Annotated in this window: 19 protein-coding genes; 8 read left to right on the forward strand and 11 right to left on the reverse strand. The window is 71.7% G+C overall.

The window, feature by feature from the left end; translation table 11 throughout:
• Positions 1 to 69: 69 nt before the first annotated feature.
• Positions 70 to 1044 (reverse strand): DUF2804 domain-containing protein, encoded by a 975-nt coding sequence (locus tag FB476_RS03725; protein WP_202876888.1) that lies wholly within the window; start codon positions 1042 to 1044, stop codon positions 70 to 72.
• Positions 1045 to 1118: 74 nt separating this feature from the next.
• Here FB476_RS03725 and FB476_RS03730 point away from each other — a divergent pair, with 74 nt between their 5' ends.
• A complete protein-coding gene (locus FB476_RS03730) occupies positions 1119 to 1466 on the forward strand; it encodes a hypothetical protein (protein ID WP_141817592.1) in 348 nt (115 codons plus the stop codon).
• Between the two features lies 1 nt (position 1467).
• Here the strand turns inward: FB476_RS03730 and FB476_RS03735 are convergent, their stop codons facing one another.
• On the reverse strand, positions 1468 to 2466 hold the full coding sequence (locus FB476_RS03735) for a hypothetical protein (protein WP_141817593.1): 999 nt from the start codon (positions 2464 to 2466) through the stop codon (positions 1468 to 1470).
• Between the two features lie 102 nt (positions 2467 to 2568).
• Between FB476_RS03735 and FB476_RS03740 the strand changes: the two genes are divergently transcribed.
• Positions 2569 to 2913 carry a hypothetical protein gene (locus FB476_RS03740; RefSeq protein ID WP_141817594.1) on the forward strand — a complete coding sequence of 115 codons (345 nt, stop codon included), beginning with the start codon at positions 2569 to 2571 and terminating at the stop codon, positions 2911 to 2913.
• Between the two features lie 4 nt (positions 2914 to 2917).
• Here FB476_RS03740 and FB476_RS03745 read toward each other — a convergent pair whose 3' ends face one another.
• Positions 2918 to 3418, reverse strand: coding sequence for a glutathione peroxidase (locus tag FB476_RS03745; protein WP_141817595.1), 501 nt, complete (start codon positions 3416 to 3418; stop codon positions 2918 to 2920).
• A gap of 222 nt (positions 3419 to 3640) precedes the next feature.
• Entirely contained in the window at positions 3641 to 5071 is a 1431-nt protein-coding gene (locus FB476_RS03750) for an aldehyde dehydrogenase family protein (protein WP_337678331.1), read from the reverse strand.
• 155 nt (positions 5072 to 5226) lie between these two features.
• Between FB476_RS03750 and FB476_RS03755 the strand changes: the two genes are divergently transcribed.
• The gene (locus FB476_RS03755; RefSeq protein ID WP_141817597.1) at positions 5227 to 6297 is read left to right on the forward strand and encodes an alpha/beta fold hydrolase; all 1071 of its coding nucleotides are present in this window, start codon (positions 5227 to 5229) and stop codon (positions 6295 to 6297) included.
• A gap of 53 nt (positions 6298 to 6350) precedes the next feature.
• Here the strand turns inward: FB476_RS03755 and FB476_RS03760 are convergent, their stop codons facing one another.
• The 6 genes from FB476_RS03760 to FB476_RS03785 all read right to left on the reverse strand — a co-directional run bounded on the left by FB476_RS03760 (position 6351) and on the right by FB476_RS03785 (position 13276).
• Positions 6351 to 7280, reverse strand: a complete 930-nt coding sequence (locus tag FB476_RS03760; protein WP_141817598.1) for an acyl-CoA thioesterase — start codon at positions 7278 to 7280, stop codon at positions 6351 to 6353.
• A gap of 113 nt (positions 7281 to 7393) precedes the next feature.
• Complete coding sequence (locus tag FB476_RS03765; protein ID WP_141817599.1) at positions 7394 to 8734, reverse strand: TRAP transporter large permease; 1341 nt, start codon at positions 8732 to 8734, stop codon at positions 7394 to 7396.
• Entirely contained in the window at positions 8731 to 9399 is a 669-nt protein-coding gene (locus FB476_RS03770) for a TRAP transporter small permease subunit (protein ID WP_141817600.1), read from the reverse strand. The genes FB476_RS03765 and FB476_RS03770 overlap by 4 nt, the downstream gene beginning before the upstream one ends.
• Positions 9396 to 10481 carry a TRAP transporter substrate-binding protein DctP gene (dctP, locus tag FB476_RS03775; RefSeq protein ID WP_141817601.1) on the reverse strand — a complete coding sequence of 362 codons (1086 nt, stop codon included), beginning with the start codon at positions 10479 to 10481 and terminating at the stop codon, positions 9396 to 9398. Before dctP ends, FB476_RS03770 begins: the two co-directional genes overlap by 4 nt.
• A gap of 91 nt (positions 10482 to 10572) precedes the next feature.
• Positions 10573 to 12066 (reverse strand): carboxyl transferase domain-containing protein, encoded by a 1494-nt coding sequence (locus FB476_RS03780; RefSeq protein WP_141817602.1) that lies wholly within the window; start codon positions 12064 to 12066, stop codon positions 10573 to 10575.
• A 1-nt stretch (position 12067) separates the two neighbouring features.
• A complete protein-coding gene (locus FB476_RS03785) occupies positions 12068 to 13276 on the reverse strand; it encodes a CaiB/BaiF CoA transferase family protein (RefSeq protein WP_141817603.1) in 1209 nt (402 codons plus the stop codon).
• An 82-nt stretch (positions 13277 to 13358) separates the two neighbouring features.
• On the opposite strand from FB476_RS03785, the gene FB476_RS03790 reads away from it, so the two are divergent.
• The 3 genes from FB476_RS03790 to FB476_RS03800 all read left to right on the forward strand — a co-directional run bounded on the left by FB476_RS03790 (position 13359) and on the right by FB476_RS03800 (position 16634).
• Positions 13359 to 14093 carry a FadR/GntR family transcriptional regulator gene (locus tag FB476_RS03790; RefSeq protein ID WP_141819817.1) on the forward strand — a complete coding sequence of 245 codons (735 nt, stop codon included), beginning with the start codon at positions 13359 to 13361 and terminating at the stop codon, positions 14091 to 14093.
• A complete protein-coding gene (locus tag FB476_RS03795; protein WP_141817604.1) occupies positions 14090 to 14785 on the forward strand; it encodes a maleylpyruvate isomerase family mycothiol-dependent enzyme in 696 nt (231 codons plus the stop codon). Before FB476_RS03790 ends, FB476_RS03795 begins: the two co-directional genes overlap by 4 nt.
• Positions 14786 to 14948: 163 nt before the next feature.
• Entirely contained in the window at positions 14949 to 16634 is a 1686-nt protein-coding gene (locus FB476_RS03800; protein WP_141817605.1) for a ribonuclease J, read from the forward strand.
• Between the two features lie 95 nt (positions 16635 to 16729).
• Here the strand turns inward: FB476_RS03800 and FB476_RS03805 are convergent, their stop codons facing one another.
• Positions 16730 to 18625 (reverse strand): CocE/NonD family hydrolase, encoded by a 1896-nt coding sequence (locus FB476_RS03805; RefSeq protein ID WP_170233513.1) that lies wholly within the window; start codon positions 18623 to 18625, stop codon positions 16730 to 16732.
• A 121-nt stretch (positions 18626 to 18746) separates the two neighbouring features.
• Here FB476_RS03805 and FB476_RS03810 point away from each other — a divergent pair, with 121 nt between their 5' ends.
• Both FB476_RS03810 and FB476_RS03815 read left to right on the forward strand, forming a co-directional pair.
• The gene (locus FB476_RS03810) at positions 18747 to 19538 is read left to right on the forward strand and encodes an LLM class flavin-dependent oxidoreductase (protein WP_170233514.1); all 792 of its coding nucleotides are present in this window, start codon (positions 18747 to 18749) and stop codon (positions 19536 to 19538) included.
• Between the two features lie 51 nt (positions 19539 to 19589).
• Positions 19590 to 20114: a mycothiol transferase gene (locus tag FB476_RS03815; protein ID WP_141817608.1), complete on the forward strand. Its 525-nt coding sequence runs from the start codon at positions 19590 to 19592 to the stop codon at positions 20112 to 20114.
• The last annotated feature ends 69 nt before the right edge of the window (positions 20115 to 20183 follow it).

A 20183-nucleotide genomic window follows, 5' to 3' on the forward strand; every position in this document is an offset into this window, starting at 1 on the left:
GGGCGTCACGGGGTGCTCGATGGCGTCGGCTCCGCAGTGGGATGGCCACGGGAGCCGCACCCAAAGCGCTCACCAGCGGTTGTGCGCCTCCTCGGCCCAGCCGACGAGGCCGTCCAGCTCCACCTTCCGGCCGTCGTCGTCGACCGCCCACCCGCTGAACGTGCCGAAGCACTGGTGCGTCTCGCCCGCCACGACCAGCAGGTTGGTCCGCGCCACCCGCTCGTGGAAGGGCGTCAGCGTCACGCTCACCCGCGGGCCCTCGATCGTCCAGGGCGCCATCCAGGTGGTGCGGTCGTACGTCCACGTCAGCTCCTCGTGGATCTTGTGCAGCCGGCCGTCGACGAAGATCCCGTTCTCGGTCTGGCCGGTGCCACCGGTCCACTTGCCGCCGAGCTGGATCCCGAGATCACCGCCGGGGCGACTGCCGGCGGCCCAGTTCCAGGTCATCGAGTAGGGCCAGCGCCCACGACCGTGGTCGAGCACCGCGAAGGAGTCCGCCGGGGTCACGGCGTGCTCGACACCGTCGACGGTGATCGTGCCCTCGACCGGGCGTCCGAGGTCCTTGACCGTGTACTGGAACCGCTTTGTGCTCCACGGCACCACCACGCCCAGCGACTCCTGTCCCGGCCCGATCCGCAGGTCCAGCGCCACGCTCTCGGCCGTCGCGCGGATCGCCGTGGCATCCGGCTGCTGGTCGATCGCGATCTCCAGCCCGGGCCCACGCCCGTAGGCGGTGCCGGCACCGGATACCCCCGGGAACTGCGCCCCGCGCGCGAGCGGCACCACCGCCTCCGGCGTGAGCTCGCGGTGGGTCTCGCGGTCGAGCACGTAGAGGCTGTGCACCCCGGCGTAGTCGAGCGACGAGACCACGACGCCGATGACGTGGCGCGGGGTCACGATGCCCCAGTACTCCCACCGCTTGGTCCGCCCCCACCCGGTGAGGTTGGCGGTGTGCAGCGGCCGGCGGCTCCAGCCGACGGCGTCGGGGTTGAGGGAGCCGTCGGGCAGGCAGAGCTCGACCGGCGCGGTGATCTCACGGGACATGCGCAGATTGTGGCGTATGCCGTGCGCCCGGGACGGACCTAGCCGTGCGGGGCGGTGAGGGCTAGGTTCGAGCCATGAGCGACCTGCAGTGCGCAGCGCGGATCGTCGTCGTCAACCCGCCCGCGCTCGGCGACGTGCCCTGGCTCGCGTCCCAGCTCTACCGCGAGCACGTCCAGACCGTCTACGTCGCCGACGACGTGCCCGGTGATGGCCCGGTCGAGACCCTTGCCGAGGACCTCGGCGTGCCCCTGCGCAGCGATCATGAGCTGCTCCACGACGAGTCCGACGGGCTGCAGGACCTGGCGGACCGGCACCGCGGCGAGACCGTCGTGGTCGTCCGCGGTGGTGACGCGCAGGAGCCGGCGCTGCTGCTGGTCGACTCCGACGGGATCAGCGTGAGGTCGCTGGGCGAGGAGGTCTGAGTCAGGCGCCTGTCGCGGTTGTCTGCTCCAGCAGCGTGAGAACGGCCAGCGTCTGGGCGGCGAGGTGCTCGACCAGTGTGTCGCCGGCCATGTCGGGCGCGAGGTGGAGCGGCAGCCACACGGCCTCGCCCATCTCGCGCAGCTCTTCCCCGTGGGCGGACAGGCGCAGCGTCCTTCGCCACGCCTCGAACTGCGGGCTGGCTTGCGGGATGCACAGCCAGAAGGGTGATCCGCCCAGCTCCTCGAGCCCGATCGCCAGCCCGATGCTGAGGTAGTTGTCGACGTGGCCGACGCTGACGTAGCGATACACGTGAGCGGGGTTGCGGTTCACCAGCGGCCCGGTCCACGCCAGATCGGACCTGAGCCGCTCGGTAAGCCGGTTCAGCACCGTCCGCAGGTGCTGCCCGTGCTCGGGGTCGGTGACCGCTGCCGCCGGCACGACCCAGCCGGACAGGGCACGGCAGACCGCCTGGAGCTGCGCGACATCCGCGGCAGGTGAGACGGGTCCGGAGCCGGCTGTGTCGAGCGCGTCCGCCATGGCCTGCAGGCATTCCTCCCAGGACAGGACGACCGTGCGGATGGTCGGAGGGAGGTCGGGCTCGAGGGTGTCGAGCACCATGCGTCCCTCGGAGACCCGGGTGGCGGGGACCAGGAGCATGAGGACGCCACGCTCGCCCCCGAGGGCCTGCTGCTGATGGGCGAGATAGGTGCGCATCTGGTCAAGGGTGATCAGGTGGCCGATCTTGGCCTCCACGATGAGGCGCGGGCGGCCCTGGGCATCGAGACCCTCGAGGTCGAGCCGCCACCCGCCCTCGATGCCCCGCTCCCGCTCGACGGACCGCACCATGCTCAGGTCCACGCCGACCGCGTCGCCGACGAGGTCGAGGAGGGCCGCCCTCGAGGGCGGGTCGTCCAGCAGCAGGCGGAGGGCGTCGGTGGTGATGACCTCGGTGAAGTACCCGGCCAGCCGTCCGAGCAACGGCGTGTGCGGTGCAGGCATGACCCGATCCTGCCACCGAGCAGGGCAGGTGTGTCGGACCTGCCTTGGAGGATGACCTTGTCAGGTCAGCAGCAGAGGCTGACCGGTCGCAGGAGGCACGGCATGAGCGCGCAGGTCGACGAGCGGGACCTCACGTGGTGGTTCGAGCGGGCCGCGTCGTTGTCCTGGACCTGGGCGAGGACGTATGCCGAGACCGCCCCGCACTGGTACGTCGTGCTGGGACGCACGCCCGGCCTGGACCAGGACGACTTCGTCCGTGCCGCGCGCGTGATCGAGACCTTCGGCCGGGCTGGCCAGTTCTACGGACGCACCTACGTCTACCTCTACGACGACAGCTCGGGCATGAAGTGGTGGACGATGGACGAGACGCCGGAGAGCACCACGCTCATCAACATGGCCGAGACCAGACTGACCTACCCGCCGAGGTCGGACGGGGCACGGGGCTAGACGCTCAGGCGTCGCCCAGGCGCGCCAGGGCGTCCTCGATGGCCCCGACGACGGCCGGGTCGGTCGGTTCGGTCCGGGGGCGGAAGCGTGCGACCGGCTCGCCATCCCCGTCGACGAGCCACTTCTCGAAGTTCCAGGTGACGTCGCCGGCCTCGCCCTCGGCGTCCGCGACCTGCGTCAGCTCGACGAAGAGCGGGTGTCGCCCCTCGCCGTTCACCTCGACCTTGTCCATCATCGGGAAGGTCACGCCGTAGGTCGCCGAACAGAACTCCGCGATCTCCTCGTTGGTCCCCGGCTCCTGCCCGCCGAACTGGTTGCACGGGAAGCCGACGACGGTCAGCCCGCGGTCGCCGTACTCTTCCTGCAGCTGCTCGAGCCCGGCGTACTGCGGGGTGAGCCCGCAGCGCGAGGCGACGTTGACGAGGAGCAGGACGCGGCCGGCGTGCTCGCCGAGCGTGGTCGGGCGGCCGTCGAGCGTGGTCAGAGGTATGTCGTGGAGCGTCACGCTGGTCACTCTAGGACCCCGACGGGACGACAGTGGGACCGGTCGTGTCGCCATGACGACACCGATCGGTCACCTGCCCGCCCGGCCAGGTGCTCGAACACCCGCAGCAGGAGCGCACGCGCGAGTTCGTCCGCCGCTTCCTCTGACCCTCGAATCAGTGTGTCCGGTTGTGGTCGCTATCACGACCACAACCGGACACTCTGTCTGCTGAGGTATGCCGTGTCAGAGCTTGACGATCACCGTCTTGGTCTGGGTGTAGGCGTCGAGCGCCTCGCGGCCCTTCTCCCGGCCGTAGCCCGACTTCTTGAACCCGCCGAACGGCAGCTCCACACCGCCTCCGGCGCCATAGGTGTTGACGTAGACCTGCCCCGCCTGGACGGCGGCGGCCATCCGGTGCGCCCGGCTCAGGTCCTTCGTCCAGATCGCGCCGAGCAGGGCGTAGTCGGTGCCGTTGGCGAGCGCCACCGCCTCCTCCTCGGTGTCGAACTGCATCGACACCAGCACCGGCCCGAAGACCTCCTCCTGAGCGATCTGCGAGGCGGGGTCCACGCCGTCGATGAGCGTGGGGGAGAAGTAGGCCCCGCCGGCGAGCCGCTCCTCGTCGGGGACGGTGCCGCCCACGATCACCTCGCCGGGGCCTTCCAGCGCGGTCTCGACCATGCCCCGGACCCGACCCTGCTGCTTGGCGGACACCAGGGGCCCGAGGTCGGGGTCCTCGCGGCCGGGGCCGATCGAGACCTTGCCGAAGTGGTCGGCGACCTTCGACAGCAGCTCCTGGTGGATCGAGTGGTGCACGAGCAGGCGCGATCCCGCGGAGCAGGTCTGGCCGGCGTTCTGCAGGATCGCCTTCGTCAGGAAGGTCGCGGCGGTGTCGAGGTCGGCGTCGGGGAAGACGATCTGCGCCGACTTGCCGCCGAGCTCGAGCACGGTCGGCACCACCCGGTCCGCCGCGGCGTGCGCGATCGTCGACCCGATCTGCGTCGAGCCGACGAAGCCCAGGTGCGCGACGCCCGGGTGGGCGGTCAGCGCCGCACCCGCCTCCGCGCCGATGCCGGTGACGACGTTGAAGATGCCCGGCGGCATACCCGCCTCGATCGCCAGGCGCGCGATGGCGACCGCGGTGCGCGGCGTCTCGTCGGCCGGCTTGATGATCGTCGCGTTGCCGGTGGCCACGGCAGCAGCGACCGCGCGGGCCAGCAGCTGCATCGGGTAGTTCCACGCGATGATCGAGCCGACCACGCCGAAGGGCTCGCGGCGGGTGTAGACGAGCTGGTCGGCCGCCAGCGGGATGGTCTCGCCGTAGTAGGTGTCGATCGCGTGCGCGTAGAAGCGGAAGTAGCGGGCGCAGACCGTCGCGTCGGTCCGGGCCTGGCCGAGCGGCTTGCCGGTGTCCTCCGACTCCAGGCGGGCCAGCGCCTCGGCGTTCGCGTCGACCAGGTCGGCGACGCGGCTCAGCACCGCCGACCGGTGCTCCGGCAGGGTGGCGTTCCAGGCCGGCTGGGCCGCGGCCGCGGCCTGCACGGCGCGGTCGACCTCCTCCGTGCCGGAGCGGGCGACCGGCCCCAGGGAGCGGCCGGTGGCGGGGTCGATGTTGTCGTAGGTGTCGGCGCTGGGCACCGACTCGCCGTCGATGAACGACTGGGTGATCTCCACGGTGGATTGCCTCTCGGTCGGGTTCACGGCTGACGTGCCACCTCTCGGCATTCTGCCGGACACCCTCGACCTCCACCCGCGGGCCGGGTGCCGCCGCTACGCTCCCGAGCACACCGCAGACCTGCACTGCACACCTGCTCGACGAGGAGACAGAGATGGCACTGGAGAACCCGTTCTACTCACCGGAGGTGCAGGGTCCCTACGACCTGCACTCGTTGGGCCGCTTCGAGCTCGAGGAGGGCGGGGCCATCCCCGACCTGCAGCTCGCCGTCGCGACCTACGGCACGCTCAACGACGCCAAGGACAACGCGATCCTCGTCCCGACGTGGTTCTCCGGGACGCACCAGACGTGGGAGCTGACCTACATCGGCCCCGGCCGCGCGCTCGACCCGGAGAAGTACTTCATCGTCGTCGTCAACCAGATCGGCAACGGCTGCTCGACCTCGCCGCACAACACCGACGGCGAGATCGCGATGTCGGCCTTCCCGCACGTGCGGATCGGTGACGACGTCCGCGCCCAGGAGCAGCTGCTGCGCGAGGTCTTCGGGATCGAGCGGCTCGCCCTGGTCGTCGGCGGGTCGATGGGCGCCCAGCAGACGTGGGAGTGGGCGGTCCGCTTCCCGGACAAGGTGCTGCGCGCCGCGCCGATCGCCGGCACCGCGCAGAACACGCCGCACGACTTCCTCTTCACCCAGACGCTCATGGACGCGATCACCTCCGACCCGGGCTGGAACGGCGGCAGCTACTCCTCGCCCGCCGATGTCGCCGACGGCCTGCGCCGGCACGCCGACATCTGGGCCGTCATGGGTCTGTCGACGGAGTTCTGGCGCACCGAGTTCTGGCGCAACGTGGAACTGCCGGACGTCACCTGGGACACCTTCGTGGAGTTCCGCGACCGCTTCCTGCGGCCGACCTTCGCCGCGATGGACCCCAACGCGCTGCTGTCGATGGCGTGGAAGTGGCAGCGCGGCGACGTCGCCCGCAACACCGGCGGCGACCTCGCGGCGGCCCTCGGGCGCATCACCGCCAAGACCTTCGTCATGCCGATCGACGAGGACATGTTCTTCCCCGTCCGCGACTGCCGCCGCGAGCAAGAGCTCACGCCCGGCAGCGAGCTGCGCGTGCTGCCCTCGATCGCCGGCCACTTCGGCCTGTTCGGCTTCGAGGAGACCTACCTCACCCAGCTCGACGACAACCTGCGCGAGCTGCTCGAGATCGAGGTCTGAGCCACCCGGTCCGAGCGAGAGGCCCGGCGTCGCCCACGCGGCGCCGGGCCCGCTCACTCCCCGAAGCGCTGCCGGATCCGCACCAGCTCGACCGCGTGCTCGTCGAGCGCCCGGTCCTCCTCGCTCACCGGCTCCCAGCGCGGCACCTCGGCCGCCCGACCTGAGTCGTCGAGCACGACGAAGACGGTCCGGCAGAAGGTCGTCTGGTGCAGCTCGCCGGTGGCCGGATCGCCGGAGCGCACGTGCACGCCCACGTGCATCGAGTGCGGCCCGGTATGCAGCAGCCTGGCCTCCACCTCGACCAGGTCGCCGATGCGCAGCGGCTGGTAGAACCGCACGCCGCCGGTGAAGATCGCGACGTTGCGCGGGTTCTGCGTCCACCGCGTGACGAGCACGTGCGCGGCTTCGTCGATCCACCTCATGACGATGCCGCCGTGCACCTTGCCGCCCCAGTTGACGTCGGTCGGCGCCGCGAGGAACCGCAGCACCTCCCGCGGCGCCGTGCCCGCGTCGCTGTAGGTCTGCCGCTCCATGGCCGCCTGCACCTCGGCCCGCACCTCGGCGCGACGCTGCGCCCACTGCTCCAGCAGGCGTTCCTCCATCGACCGCGGCTCGAAGGTCGGCACCTGGGTCGGCCGCCCCTCGCCGTCGACGGCGACGAAGATCATCAGGCACTGCGTCGCCGGCTCCAGGCCACCGGTCGTCGGCGGGCCCGAGCTGACCTGCACCGTGACGTGCATGCTCGTGCGGCCGGTGAGCACGACCCGCGCCCGTGCCTCGACGAGGTCGCCAACCTCGACGGGCCGGCTGAAGCGCACGTTGCCGACGTAGGCGGTGACCGTGTAGCCCCCGCTCCACCGGGCGGCCGCGGCATACCCCGCCTTGTCGATCCACTCGAGCACCCTGCCCGCGCTCACGCTGCCGGACTGACCTGCGTCGGTCGGGGCGGCGAGGAAGCGGAGCGTGATCTCGGGGTCGCGCACGACGTCAGGGTATGCCGTGCAGCACCGCCCGCGGGGAGTTCCGGTCACCCTCGGGAGACGCCGGAGGGCGGGTGCCGAACCGGCACCCGCCCTACGTGGTCGTCCTGGACCGCTCAGTAGAGCAGCCGGGGGACGAAGAGCACGATCTCGGGGAAGATCGAGAACAGCGCGATCGCCAGGCCCAGCACCCCGACGTAGGGGAGCGAGCCGATGAGGATCTCCTTCAGCGGCACCTTGGGCACGATGCCCTTCAGCACGTAGAGGTTGAGACCCACCGGCGGCGTGATCAGGCCCATCTCCATGTTGATCGTCATGATGATGCCGAACCAGATCGGGTCGAAGCCCAGGCCGAGGACCAGCGGCAGCAGGATCGGCGTGGTCATGACGATGATCGACACGGGCGGCAGGAAGAAGCCCATGACGAGCAGGATCAGGTTGATGAGGATCAGCACGACCCACTTGTTGAGCTCGGCATCGGTCACGGCCGCCGCGAGGTCCTGCGGGACGCGCAGATAGCTCAGCACCGTCGCGATCACCGCGGAGAAGGCGGTGATGAGCAGGATCATCGTGCTCTGGTTGGTCGACTCCAGCAGCACGTCGGTGAACTGGCGCCCGGTGAGCCCGCGGTAGAGGAAGGCCACCATGACGAAGACCAGGAGCACGCCGATGGCGGCCGCCTCGCTCGGCGTCGCGATGCCGCGGTAGAGCACGATGAGGATGACCAGGATGAGCACGGCGAACGGCAGGGTCTTGCCGAGGGCCTTGAAGCGGTCCGCCCAGGTGTAGGTGCGGCGCTCCGGCACCTCGTGCTCCATGTCGCCCCAGCCGAGGTCCTTCAGCGGCTTGCGGTCCTCCATCTTCTGGGCGATGTAGACCCAGATGCAGAACATCACCGAGATGACCAGACCGGGCACGATGCCCGCCGCGAAGAGCTGCCCGATGGACTGCTCGGCCGCGATGCCGTAGAGGATCAGCGTCACGCTCGGCGGGATGAGGATGCCCAGCGTGCCGCCGGCCGCGACGGCACCGGTGGCGATCCGTGCCGAGTAGCCGCGCGCGGCCATCTCGGGCACGGCCACCCGGCCGATGGCGGCGGACGTGGCGGGGGAGGAGCCGGTGAGCGCGGCGAACAGCGTGGACGCGGCCACCGAGCTCATCGCCAGGCCGCCGCGGATCCGCGACAGCCAGGCCTCGCCGGCCTCGAAGAGCTGCTTGCTGGCCTGCGACCCGCCGAACATGTTGCCCATGAGGACGAACAGCGGGATCGCGAGGAGCCCGAAGTCGTTGAGCGAGTCGAAGACCATCTTGCCGAAGAGGTCGAACTGGTCCGGCCCGAGGAAGAGCAGGATGGAGACGAGCGCGGTGATCGCGAGGGCGAACGCGATCGGCATACCCGTCATGAAGAGCACCATCGCGATGAGGCCGATGACGGCGCCCTGGCCCAGTGAGCTCATCGTGCGCTCCTCTCGTCGTCGGACCCGGTCTCCTCGGGAGTCCCCTGGCCGGGGTGGAGCTCACGGTCGAGCTCCAGCTCGGACTGCACGTGCGCCAGCTCGCTGGTGCCGCTGAGCAGCGACACCTCCGACAGCGGCAGCCGGCCCGCCAGCCCGAGCACGCCCTCGAGGATCATCGCGAGGTACTGCAGTGCGACCAGCAGCATGCCGAGCGGCAGGATCGCGTAGGCGATCCACAGCGGGAAGCGGAAGGCCGTGGGCGAGCGGTGGTCGTAGAGGTAGGCCTCGTACCAGCCCTGGTAGGCCGTCCACATCACGACGAGGACCACCGCGAGGCAGGCCACGGCCGTGACGAGGCGGACGACCAGCTGCGGCCGGGTGGGGACCTTCTCGATGAGCAGGTCGACGCCGACGTGGGCGTGGTGCTTGAGGCCGTAGGCCGCGCCGACGAAGGCCACGATCATCAGCAGGTAGATCGTGGTCTCGGTCTGCCAGATGGTCGGCTTCTTCAGCACGTAGCGCATGAAGACGCCGTGCGAGGTGACCAGCGTCGCGGCGATCAGCGCGAGGGCCGACAGGTAGCCCGTCAGCTCCGAGAGGCGGCCCACCGCCCGGACGACGAGCGGCGCCCGTCGTCCGGAGGTGGTGGCGGTCGGCGTGCTCATCGACCCTCGCGGACCTTCAGCGCGAGGTCGAGCAGCTCCTGGCCGCCGTCGACGGCGGAGGTGTAGGCCTCCCACTGCTCCTGCGCCAGCGGCATCCAGGCCTCGTAGTCCTCCTCGCTCATCTGCACGACCTCGACACCGGCGTCGGCGAAGATCTTCTCGACGCGGGCGTCGTCCTCGCGGGAGGCGTCGTAGGCGTAGTCCTGCAGGCCCTGGCCGACCTCGAGCACGGCCTCCTGCTGCTCCGCGCACAGCTTCTCGAAGGAGGAGGTGGTGATGACCAGCGGCTCGTACATGAACCAGAAGGTGTGCGTGGTCGGGGAGGTGTAGGAGTCGACCTGCTCCTGCAGGTTGTAGGACGCGAACGAGCCGGTGGAGGTGACGGCCGCGTCGAGCACGCCGGTCTGCATACCGGTGTAGATCTCCGAGCTCGGCAGCGAGGTGATGCCCGCGCCGGCGGCCTCGAGCATCTTCTCCACGTAGGTGCCCGCGGCGCGCATCGTCATGCCGCCCTGGACGTCCTCCGGACGCAGGATGGGGTCGCCCTTGACGCCGATCGCGCCGGCGTTCCACACGTTGGTCAGCAGGACGAGGCCGTTCTCCTTCATGTTCTCCTCGACCGCGGCGCCGATCTCGCCCTGGTCCCACTTCAGGACGTCGTCGTGGTTGCGGATCAGGCCGGGCATGAGGGTGATCGACCACTCCGGGACGCGGCCCGAGGCGTAGTCGAGCGGGAAGACCGACATGTCGATCGAGCCGTTCATCATGGCGTCGTACTGCTCGGTCGCCTTGGACAGCGTGCTGTTGGGGTAGACCGTGACCTCGACCTGGCCGTCGGTGGCCTCGGAGATCTCGTCGGCGAAGCGCTGGGCGACGACCGAGCGGAAGTCACCCTCGTCGGTGGTCGGCTCGGGCCACTGGTGCGACAGGCGCAGGGTCACGTCGCCGCACTCCGCGGCCGCCGTGTCTCCGCTCCCCCCGGAGCCCTCACCACCGCTGTTGCCGGAACCGGGGGCCGCGCAGGCGCTGACGCCGAGCGAGACGGCCACGGCCAGGGGAAGCAGGGGCGTGCGGATGTTCATCAGAATGTGCTCCTTTGCAAGGTGAGGCCCCACCCCGCAGGGGTATGGGGTGGGGCCGGTTCGTGTGCCACTGCCCACCGGGTGGGTGGGGTCAGTGGATCCGTCGGTACCTCTCGTGGCGCGCCCGCATCCGGTCCTCCTGGGGGACCGGCAGCAGCTCGGCCAGATGGGTGGCGACGGCGTCGACGACCCGGTGGCAGAAGGCCTCCGGCTCGTCGGCAGCATCGGGACGCTCGGGGACGATCTCGTCGACCGCGCCGAGCGTGAGGAGGTCCGTGGCACGGATGCGGTGGGCCTCGGCCATCTCGGCCGCGCGCTCACCGGTGCGGTGCACGATCGCGCTGGCCCCCTCGGGAGGAAGGGGCGCGATCCACCCGTGCTCGGCGCAGACGGTGCGGTCGGCCGGCATGAGCGCGAGCGCACCGCCGCCGGTGCCCTCGCCGAGGATGACCGAGACGACCGGCACCTCGACCGTGGCGAGCGCCGCCAGGCAGCGGGCGATCTCGCCGGCCATCCCGCCGTGCTCGGCCTCGGTCGACAGGTCGGCGCCCGGGGTGTCGATCACCGTGAGCAGGGGCAGGCCGAGCTCCTCGGCGAGCGCGAATCCGCGCTGGGCGACGCGCAGGGCGCCCGGGCCGAGGTAGGCGTCCTGCTGGGCCTTGCGGTCCTGGCCCACGAGGATGCAGGAGAAACCGGGGAAGCGCGCCAGGCCCATGATGACCGTGAGGTCGGACTCGCCCGACCCGGTGCCCTTGAGCGGGATGAAGGTCTCGGCGCTCGTGGCCAGCAGCTCGCGCAGGCCGGGACGCTCGGGGCGGCGGGTCGAGGTGACCGACTCCCACGCGGGGCGGGCGACGAGCTCCTCGAGGTCGAGGGGCTCGGCGTCGGAGGCCTCGCGGGCGGCCGGGCGCTGGTCGCCGAGGATGACGTCGAGCGCGGCGATGGCGAGCGGGCGCACGCCCTCGAGCGGCACGACCCCGTCGATGACGCCACGGCGGGAGAGGTTCTCGGCGAGCTGGACGCCCTCGGGAAAGGGCTCGCCGTGGATGATCTCGCGCACGCGGGGGCCGAGGAAGCCGATGAGGGCGCCCGGCTCGGCGACGGTCAGGTGGCCGAGCGAGCCCCAGGAGGCGAGCACGCCGCCGGTCGTGGGGTCGCGCAGGTAGACCAGGTAGGGCAGGCCCGCCCTGCGGTGGGCCGCCACGGCCTGGCCGAGCTTGACCATCTGCAGGAAGGCGGGCGTGCCCTCCTGCATGCGGGTGCCTCCGGAGGAGGGGGAGGTCAGCATCGGCAGGCCCTCGCGGGTGGCGCGCTCGAAGGCGAGCGTGAGTCGCTCGCTCGCGGCGCCGCCCATCGACCCCGCCAGGAAGCCGAACTCGCCGGCGGCGACCGCCACCCGGCGGCCGGCCAGGGTGGCCTCGCCGGTGATGACGGCCTCGTCGACGCCGCTGCGCTCGCGGGCGCGGGCCAGCGTGGCGACGTAGTCCTCACCCAGGTCGGGCTGCACCGGCTCGGTGTCCCAGGAGACGAAGCTGCCGGGGTCGAGGGCGGCGTCGAGCACCTCGGTCGCGCTCAGCCGGGCCACGTCAGCCCTCCTGCAGCCAGGCGCGGAGGGCCTGACCGTGCTGGTCGAGGAGCGGCGGGCTGGTGTGCTCGGACGGGGTGGTCTCCGTGCCGTCGGGGGCGAAGAAGCGCAGCGGCGGCCCGGGGAGGGTGACCTCGCCGAGGGTGGGGTGCTCGACGTCGACGAGCAGGCCCTGGGAGCGGGTCTGCTCCCACTCGTAGACCTCCTGGAGGTTGCGGACCTTGCCGGCGGGGACGCCCGCGCCGGAGAGGCGGGCCAGCAGGGTCTCCCCGTCGATGTCGGCGAAGGTGCTCTCGAGCAGGTCGATGACCTGCTGGCGGCGGGCGACGCGCTCGGCGTTGGTGGCCAGGCCCTCGGCGTCGGGGTCGAGCCCGAACTCGGCGCACAGCCGGCGCCACAGGCTCTCGTTGCCGCAGGCGATCTGCACCGCGCCGTCGGCGCAGCGGAAGAGGCCGTAGGGGGCGATCGAGGGGTGGTGGTTGCCCTGGGCGCGGGGGACCTCGCCGGCGACGGTCCACCGGGTGCCCTGGAAGGCGTGGACGCCGATGATCGAGGCCAGCAGCGAGGTGCGCACGACCTGGCCGCGGCCGGTGCGCTCGCGCTCGAGGAGCGCGGCGAGCACGCCGTAGGCGCCGTACATGCCCGAGAGCAGGTCGCCGATCGGCACGCCGACGCGCTGCGGGTCGTCCGGCCCGGAGCCGGTCAGCGACATCAGGCCGGCCTCGCCCTGGGCGATCTGGTCGTAGCCGGCGCGGCCGCCCTCGGGGCCGTCGTGGCCGAAGCCGGAGATCGACAGGACGACCAGGCGGGGGTTGAGATCGGCCAGCCGCTCGGGGGAGAAGCCGAGCCGGTCCAGGGTGCCCGGGCGGAAGTTCTCCATGAGCACGTCCGCGCGGCGGACGAGGGCGGTGAGCACCTCACGGCCGTCGTCGGACTTCAGGTCCAGGGCGATGGACTCCTTGTTGCGGTTGCACGACAGGAAGTAGGTCGCGACCGCCTCGCCGTCGGAACCCTCCACGAAGGGCGGGCCCCAGGAGCGGGTGTCGTCGCCGGTGCCGGGGGTCTCGACCTTGATGACGCGGGCGCCGAGGTCGGCCATCATCATCCCCGCGTGCGGGCCGGCGAGCGCGCGGGTCAGGTCCACCACGACCGTGCCCGCGAGCGGGCCCTGCCGCCCCGCGGCGGCGTCGTTGCCGTCAGTCTCAAACATCAGTTGTCTGGCCTCCTTGGATCAGTGGCCTAGCCAATAGGCAAGTAGGCCAGTTGTCAATACACTGCGCCGCATGGACGCAATGACGCAGCCACCCGCGACGCACCGCAGCGTCGCGGCCCCGGCGCGGGTGCACCGGCCCCGCCTCTACGAGCAGATCGTCGAGCTGCTCGTCGACCACATCCGCACGCAGGGCCTGGAGCCCGGAGACAGGCTCCCTCCCGAGCGCGAGCTGGCGCAGGCCCTCGGCGTGAGCCGGGCCTCCCTGGCCCAGGCGCTCGTGGCCCTCGAGGTCGTGGGCCAGGTCCACGTCCGGCACGGCGAGGGGATCGTCGTGACGGCCCCGCCCGACCCCGAACGGTCCCTCGTCGAGGCGGTCCGTCACCACCAGGACACGCTCCCGGACGTCATCGACGCGCGGTCGGCGCTGGAGGCCAAGCTCGCCGAGCTCGCCGCCGAGCGTCATACCGCCGAGGACATGGCCGAGATCGACGCCGCGCTGGCCGAGATGGAGCAGCAGGTCGCCGCGGGCAGCAGGGGGCTGGAGGGCGACCGGGCCTTCCACGAGGCGGTGACGAGCGCGGCCCACTCCCGGGTGCTCCAGCGGCTCATGGCCGAGATCCGCGAGCTCATCCTGGAGACGCGCATCGAGTCGCTCTCCCAGCCGGGGCGCCCCCAGGAGTCGCTCGAGATGCACCGTGCGGTCGCCGAGGCGATCCGCCGGCGCGACGGGGCGGCCGCCGCCGCCGCCATGACCCACCACATCGCCGTCGTCTCGGACGTCGCGCTCCTGCGGGAGCAGAAGGAGCAGCCATGACCAACCGCGCCGCCGCCAACCTCGAGCTGCTCGACGTCGAGACCGACCGGCTCCTCACCACCTGCACCCGCCTCACCGACCCCTCCCGCGCGACGCTCTGCGAGGGCTGGGACGTCGCCACCCTGCTCACCCATGTCGCCCGCAACGCCGACGCCCTGTGCAACCTCGTGCAGTGGGCCGTCGACGGGCAGGAGCGGCCCGCCTACGCCTCGGACGAGCAGCGCGACGCCGAGATCGCCGAGGGCGCCAGCCGGCCGCTGGAGGAGATCCACGCCGACGTGCGCGACACGGCCTTCCGCTTCCGCGAGCACGCCGCCGCCCTCACCGGGCCGGCGGGCGAGGCGGAGGTCCGCACCCGCACCGGCACGCCGGTGCAGGGCCACCAGGTCATCGCCATGCGCATCCTCGAGGTGGTCTTCCACCACGTCGACCTCGACACCGACTACACCTTCGACCAGGCCGACCCCGGGTGGGTGGCCCGCACGCTGCGGCGCGGCGTGCGCGAGTGGGACGCCGGCGGCGACGCTCCGGCCCTCACGCTGCGGCCGGAGGGGCTGGACGAGATGACGCTGTCCGGTGGCGGGCCCGTCGTCGCCGGCACGCCCGGCCAGCTGCTGCTCTGGGTCGCCCGCGGCCGGGACGCCGGGCTGTCCACCGAGGTGGAGCTGCCGCAGCCCCCGCCCTGGGCCTGAACGGCATACCCGCCGGGCGCCACCAGGTGACGGTCCGCTGATCCTGGCCGGGGGCCGCTCGCGACGGGGCGCGGGCGGCCTTCGGCACGAGTAGGGTCGGGCGTGAGACCGGTGGGCACCAGACCCGCCGCAGACCCCCTACCCCCGACTCCCGAGGAGACGCATGAGCAACCCCCATCCCGAGCTGAAGGCTCCCCCCAAGCTGCCGCGCGACGGCCTCCGGGTGGTGGCGCTCGGGGGCCTGGGCGAGGTCGGCCGCAACATGGCCGTCCTGGAGCACCGCGGCAAGCTGCTGGTCATCGACTGCGGCGTGCTCTTCCCCGAGGAGCACCAGCCCGGCGTCGACGTGATCCTGCCCGACTTCTCCTACCTCAAGGACCGGTGGCAGGACGTCGTGGGCGTCGTGCTCACGCACGGCCACGAGGACCACATCGGCGGGGTGCCCTACCTCCTCAAGGAGCGCGGCGACATCCCGGTCATCGGCTCGCGCCTGACGCTGGCGCTGATCACGGCCAAGCTCAAGGAGCACCGCATCAAGCCGCGGACCAACCAGGTCGCCGAGGGCGACCGGCTCTCCCTGGGGCCGTTCGACTGCGAGTTCGTCGCGGTCAACCACTCCATCCCCGACGGGCTCGCCGTCATGGTCCGCACCGCCGCCGGGTCGGTGCTGCACACCGGCGACTTCAAGATGGACCAGTTCCCGCTCGACGACCGGATCACCGACCTGCGCGCCTTCGCGCGCTTCGGCGAGGAGGGCGTGGACCTCTTCATGGTCGACTCCACCAACGCCGAGGTGCCCGGCTTCACGATGGCCGAGAAGGACCTCGCGCCGGCCATCGAGACGGTCTTCCGCACCGCGCCGGGCCGCATCGTCGTCTCGAGCTTCGCCAGCCACGTGCACCGCATCCAGCAGGTGCTCGACGCGGCGGCCGCGCACAAGCGCAAGGTCGCCTTCGTCGGGCGCTCGATGGTGCGCAACATGAAGATCGCCCAGGACCTGGGCTACCTCAAGGTCCCGCGCGGCCTCATCGTCGACGCCAAGGCCCTCGACGACCTGCCGCCCAACAGGGTCACGCTGGTCTGCACCGGCTCCCAGGGCGAGCCGATGGCGGCGCTGTCGCGGATGGCCAACCGGGACCACCAGATCCACGTCGGCGAGGGTGACACGGTGCTGCTGGCCAGCTCGCTCATCCCGGGCAACGAGAACGCCGTCTCGCGCATCATCAACGGCCTGACCCGGTGGGGCGCCAAGGTCGTCCACCAGGGCAACGCCAAGGTGCACGTGTCGGGTCACGCCAGCGCGGGTGAGCTCGTCTACTGCTACAACATCATCCAGCCGCGCAACGTCATGCCGGTCCACGGCGAGTGGCGCCACCTGCGCGCCAACGCCGACCTGGCGATCCGCACGGGCATCGACCCCTCCCGGGTCGTGGTCGTCGACGACGGCGTCGTGGTCGACCTCGTCAAGGGCAAGGTCGCTGTCACCGGCAAGGTGCGCGCCGGCTACGTCTACGTCTCCGGCGGGGCCGTCGGCGACGTCACCGAGGACGAGCTGCGCGACCGGCTCACCCTCAGCCAGCAGGGCACTGTCACGGTGGTCGCCCTCGTCGACGCGGAGACCGGCCGGCTCACCGAGCCGCCGGACTTCCTGGCGCGCGGCCTCGGGACCGACGAGAAGATGTTCGAGGCCGCCATCCCCGACATCGAGAAGGCGCTCGCCGAGGCGGCCGGCCAGGGGATCGGCGACCCGCACGAGCTCGAGCAGCGCATCGCGCGGGCCGTCTCCCGCTGGGCGATGCGCCGGCACCGCCGCAACCCGCTCGTCGTGCCTGTGGTCATCGAGGCCTGACCCGGCTCGGCCGCCCTCGGCCCCGAACGTGGCAGGTCCCCCGCCCCGGAAGTGCTCGGGACGGGGGACCTGCTGCGTGCGGCGTCAGTCCGGGATCAGACCGGGAACACCATGCGGTTCATCGCCGGCAGGGTGCCCGGGCTCAGGTTCTCGGTGTCCTTCGCCGTGAGCTTGCCGGGGCCGAAGCCGCTCATCGGGCCGGAGACCGGCAGGTTGAGCTGGCTCTGGGACAGGTCGACCGTGTAGGTGTTGCGCGAGGAGTCGACCGTCACGACGCCGTTGCGGGCGCCGCTGATGACCAGGCCGAGCTGGTGGCCGGCCGGGACGACGACGTCGTTGGCCTGCAGCTCGACCTGCACCTGGTGGGTGCCGGCGCCGTCGAGACGGGCCCAGCCGCGGGCCAGGACCTGCAGCTCGGTCGGGCCGATGCGCTTGGCCATCTCGTAGTAGCAGGCGTCGTCCTGCGCGGTGGACTCGCCCCAGCAGGTCTCGGTGGTCGTCGTCATGGCGCCGTCACCGGTGGACAGGATGCGGTCCATGCGGCCGTAGTCGACGAGCATGACCGAGACCTGACCGACCGCCGAGGGGTGGGTGACGTTCAGGTCGACGGTCGGGGTGCCGGAGACGCGCAGCTCGTGCTTGGTCGTGCCCGTCAGGAAGAGCAGGCGGTTGGCGTTGTCGCCCAGCGCGATCGCGGCGTTCTCGGACATGGTGCCGAGGTTGGTGTAGCTGGCCGTGCCACGGTCCTGCTTGCCCAGCATCATCGTGCCGTCGGAGTGCAGGCGCAGGGCCTGGGTGCGGGCCGAGGAGATCGGCCACGTCTTCGAGTGCTCCCAGCGGTCGGGGGCGACCTCGACGCTCACCGCCGGCTCCTTGAGGATGCCGTTGGGGATGTCCATGAGCTCGTGGTCGAACCACCGGTGCAGGGTGTCGACCCAGACCTCGCGCTCGGAGTCGAACGGGTCGACGTGGCCCAGGCGGGTCAGCCACATCTTGCGGGTGACACCGTGCTCGCCGAGGTCCTCCCACCACTTCGAGGCGTTGCGCATCTTGACGTTGTTGTCCTGCAGGCCGTGCATGATGAACACGCTGGCCTTGACCTTGGAGGCGTCGTAGTACGGGCCCTCGCGGTAGTCGCGCTCGGCCCAGAAGTCGGTGTACTCACCGGTCTCGTCGCCGTCGTTGGCGTTCATCCAGTTGAGCCGCGCGCTGCAGTCGGTCGGGATCGTCCGGTTGTTGGCGATGCTGCGGGACAGCGAGCTGGGGTAGTTGAACGACTTCACGGCGTTCTGGTAGCGGTTGTAGTCGTACCAGGAGCTGATCGCGCCGATCGGCACGATCGTGCGCAGGCCCTCGACGCCAGAGGCGGCCACGCCGTTGGCCAGCGTGCCGTCGTAGGACTTGCCGATCATGCCGGTCTTGCCGTTGGACCAGTCTGCGTTGACGGTCTTGCCCTCGGCGTCGTAGGCGATGGCGTCGCCGTTGAGCCACTCGACGACGGCCTTGACCGACTCGATGTCGGACAGGCCACCCTGGTCGGTGCAGCCCGTGGAGCGGGCCGTGCCGGCCATGTCGACCGCGACGAAGGCGTAGCCGCGCGGCACGAAGTAGTTGTCGTAGAACAGCGGGAACTTGGTCGGCACGCCGTTGGCGTCGTACTGCTTGCGCTCGGCCTCGTTGCCGCGGCCGGAGCTCAGGTAGTACGGGCTGGCGTCCATGATGACCGGCACCTTGGCGGAGCCGTCGAGCTCGCGCGGCCGGATGATGTCGGTCGCCACGCGCTCGCGCTGACCGTCACCGTCGAGGTCGGGCGCGTCGACCCAGACCGTCTCGCGGATCGCGTCGGCGTAGTCGTAGACGGGCGCCGTGACGCCGTCGACCAGGGTGACCGGAGGGTTCTCGTCGGTGGCCGCCGCGGCGCCCACCGTGCCCAGGGCCGTCGGCGCGATGACCGCGACCGACCCGACCAGGGCGAGGATCTTCTTCTGCATACCTGCCTTCCTTGCCCGGGACACCGGTGTGCCGGGCAGACATGGAGTGGGGTGCTCCAAACGTACAGCCTGGCTGCACATGCCAGCCAGGGGTCCGTGCGGCGCGGCTAGGCTGCCGCCCATGAGGTATGCCGTGAGCCTGCCGCCCTTCACCGACGCGGCCCGGGTGGTCGCCTGGGCCCGGGAGGCCGAGGCCGCCGGCTTCGACGGCGTCTTCCTGTGGGACCACGTGCAGTGGCGCGGCCGGGTCGCGCCGCTCGACCCCTGGGTGATGCTCGGCGCGGTGGCGCTCGCGACCACGCGCGTGCGGCTGGGGACGCTCGTGACCCCGCTGTCGCGCCGCCGGCCCGTGGTCGTCGCCAAGCAGCTCGCCACCCTCGACCACCTGAGCGACGGCCGGGCGGTCCTGGGCGTGGGGCTCGGCGCTCCCGCGGACCGCGACTTCTCCGACCTGGGGGAGGAGGCCGACGCGCGCGTCCGGGCCGCGATGCTCGACGAGGGCCTCGAGCTGATCGACTCCCTGCTGCGCGGGCCGACGAGCTTCGCCGGCAAGCACCACCGGGTCGAGGCCGACCTGCTGCCGCGCCCCGTGCAGCGGCCGCGCCCGCCGGTCTGGGTCGGTGGCGTCGTGCCCAACCGGCGTCCGCTGGAGCGCGCCCGCCGCTGGGACGGCGTCGTGCCCGTGGGGTCGCCGCACGACCCGACCCCCGACGAGCTGGCCCGTTACCTCGCCCTCGACGGGGAGCAGCCGCGCGAGGGCTGGGACGTCGTCGCGCACCACCGGCGCGGTGTGCCCGCGCAGGAGTACGCCGACGCCGGTGCCACCTGGCTCGTCGGCTCCGCCTCCCCGGCCTCGGCGGGGTGGGAGGACGAGATCGAAGACCTGCTGCGGCGCGGCCCCGGCGCGGCGTGAGCGACGCCGTTCGCCTGCGCGGGCGCCCCGACCGGTGGCAGCATGCGGGTCATGGGCACCGACACCGCTCTCGTCCGCGCCGTCCTGCTCGACGGCTTCACGCGCATCGAGGAGGGGGTGGGCCAGGTCCTGGACGGCCTGACCGCCGAGGACCTACGCTGGCGCCCCGATCCCGGGGCCAACCCGGTCGGCTGGCTGCTCTGGCACCTCAGCCGCCAGCAGGACGCCCAGCTGGCGCAGATCGCGGGGGAGGAGCAGGTCTGGACCGCCGAGGGCTGGCAGGAGCGCCTCGCGCTGCCCTACCGGCCGCGGGCCACCGGCTACGGCCAGTCGTCCGAGGAGGTCGGGGCGTTCCGGGTGGCGGATCCAGCTCTGCTGCAGGGGTATGCGGTGGCCGTCGCCGGCCTCACCCGGCGTCTGCTGCACGGCCTGGACGCCGAGGGTTACGCCCGGGTCGTCGACGAGGCGTGGGACCCGCCCGTCACCGCGCAGGTGCGCATCTGCTCGGTGCTCGAGGACGCCGCCAAGCACCTCGGCCAGGCGGAGTACGTCGCGGGGATGCTGCAACGGCGCTGAACGACAGCGCCGGGGCGCCCGGTGCGACGACCGGACGCCCCGGCTGGGGGCCGCTGCGGTGCGCAGCGG

This window comes from Ornithinimicrobium humiphilum, assembly GCF_006716885.1.
Classification (GTDB): domain Bacteria; phylum Actinomycetota; class Actinomycetes; order Actinomycetales; family Dermatophilaceae; genus Ornithinicoccus; species Ornithinicoccus humiphilus.

Coding starts and splice junctions, on each gene's coding strand:
- FB476_RS03725 (WP_202876888.1), bottom strand. CDS start 1,044: ATGTCCCGTGAGATCACCGCGCCGGTCGAGCTCTGCCTGCCCGACGGC.
- FB476_RS03730 (WP_141817592.1), top strand. CDS start 1,119: ATGAGCGACCTGCAGTGCGCAGCGCGGATCGTCGTCGTCAACCCGCCC.
- FB476_RS03735 (WP_141817593.1), bottom strand. CDS start 2,466: ATGCCTGCACCGCACACGCCGTTGCTCGGACGGCTGGCCGGGTACTTC.
- FB476_RS03740 (WP_141817594.1), top strand. CDS start 2,569: ATGAGCGCGCAGGTCGACGAGCGGGACCTCACGTGGTGGTTCGAGCGG.
- FB476_RS03755 (WP_141817597.1), top strand. CDS start 5,227: ATGGCACTGGAGAACCCGTTCTACTCACCGGAGGTGCAGGGTCCCTAC.
- FB476_RS03765 (WP_141817599.1), bottom strand. CDS start 8,734: ATGAGCTCACTGGGCCAGGGCGCCGTCATCGGCCTCATCGCGATGGTG.
- FB476_RS03770 (WP_141817600.1), bottom strand. CDS start 9,399: ATGAGCACGCCGACCGCCACCACCTCCGGACGACGGGCGCCGCTCGTC.
- dctP (WP_141817601.1), bottom strand. CDS start 10,481: ATGAACATCCGCACGCCCCTGCTTCCCCTGGCCGTGGCCGTCTCGCTC.
- FB476_RS03785 (WP_141817603.1), bottom strand. CDS start 13,276: ATGTTTGAGACTGACGGCAACGACGCCGCCGCGGGGCGGCAGGGCCCG.
- FB476_RS03790 (WP_141819817.1), top strand. CDS start 13,359: ATGACGCAGCCACCCGCGACGCACCGCAGCGTCGCGGCCCCGGCGCGG.
- FB476_RS03795 (WP_141817604.1), top strand. CDS start 14,090: ATGACCAACCGCGCCGCCGCCAACCTCGAGCTGCTCGACGTCGAGACC.
- FB476_RS03800 (WP_141817605.1), top strand. CDS start 14,949: ATGAGCAACCCCCATCCCGAGCTGAAGGCTCCCCCCAAGCTGCCGCGC.
- FB476_RS03805 (WP_170233513.1), bottom strand. CDS start 18,625: ATGCAGAAGAAGATCCTCGCCCTGGTCGGGTCGGTCGCGGTCATCGCG.
- FB476_RS03810 (WP_170233514.1), top strand. CDS start 18,747: ATGAGGTATGCCGTGAGCCTGCCGCCCTTCACCGACGCGGCCCGGGTG.
- FB476_RS03815 (WP_141817608.1), top strand. CDS start 19,590: ATGGGCACCGACACCGCTCTCGTCCGCGCCGTCCTGCTCGACGGCTTC.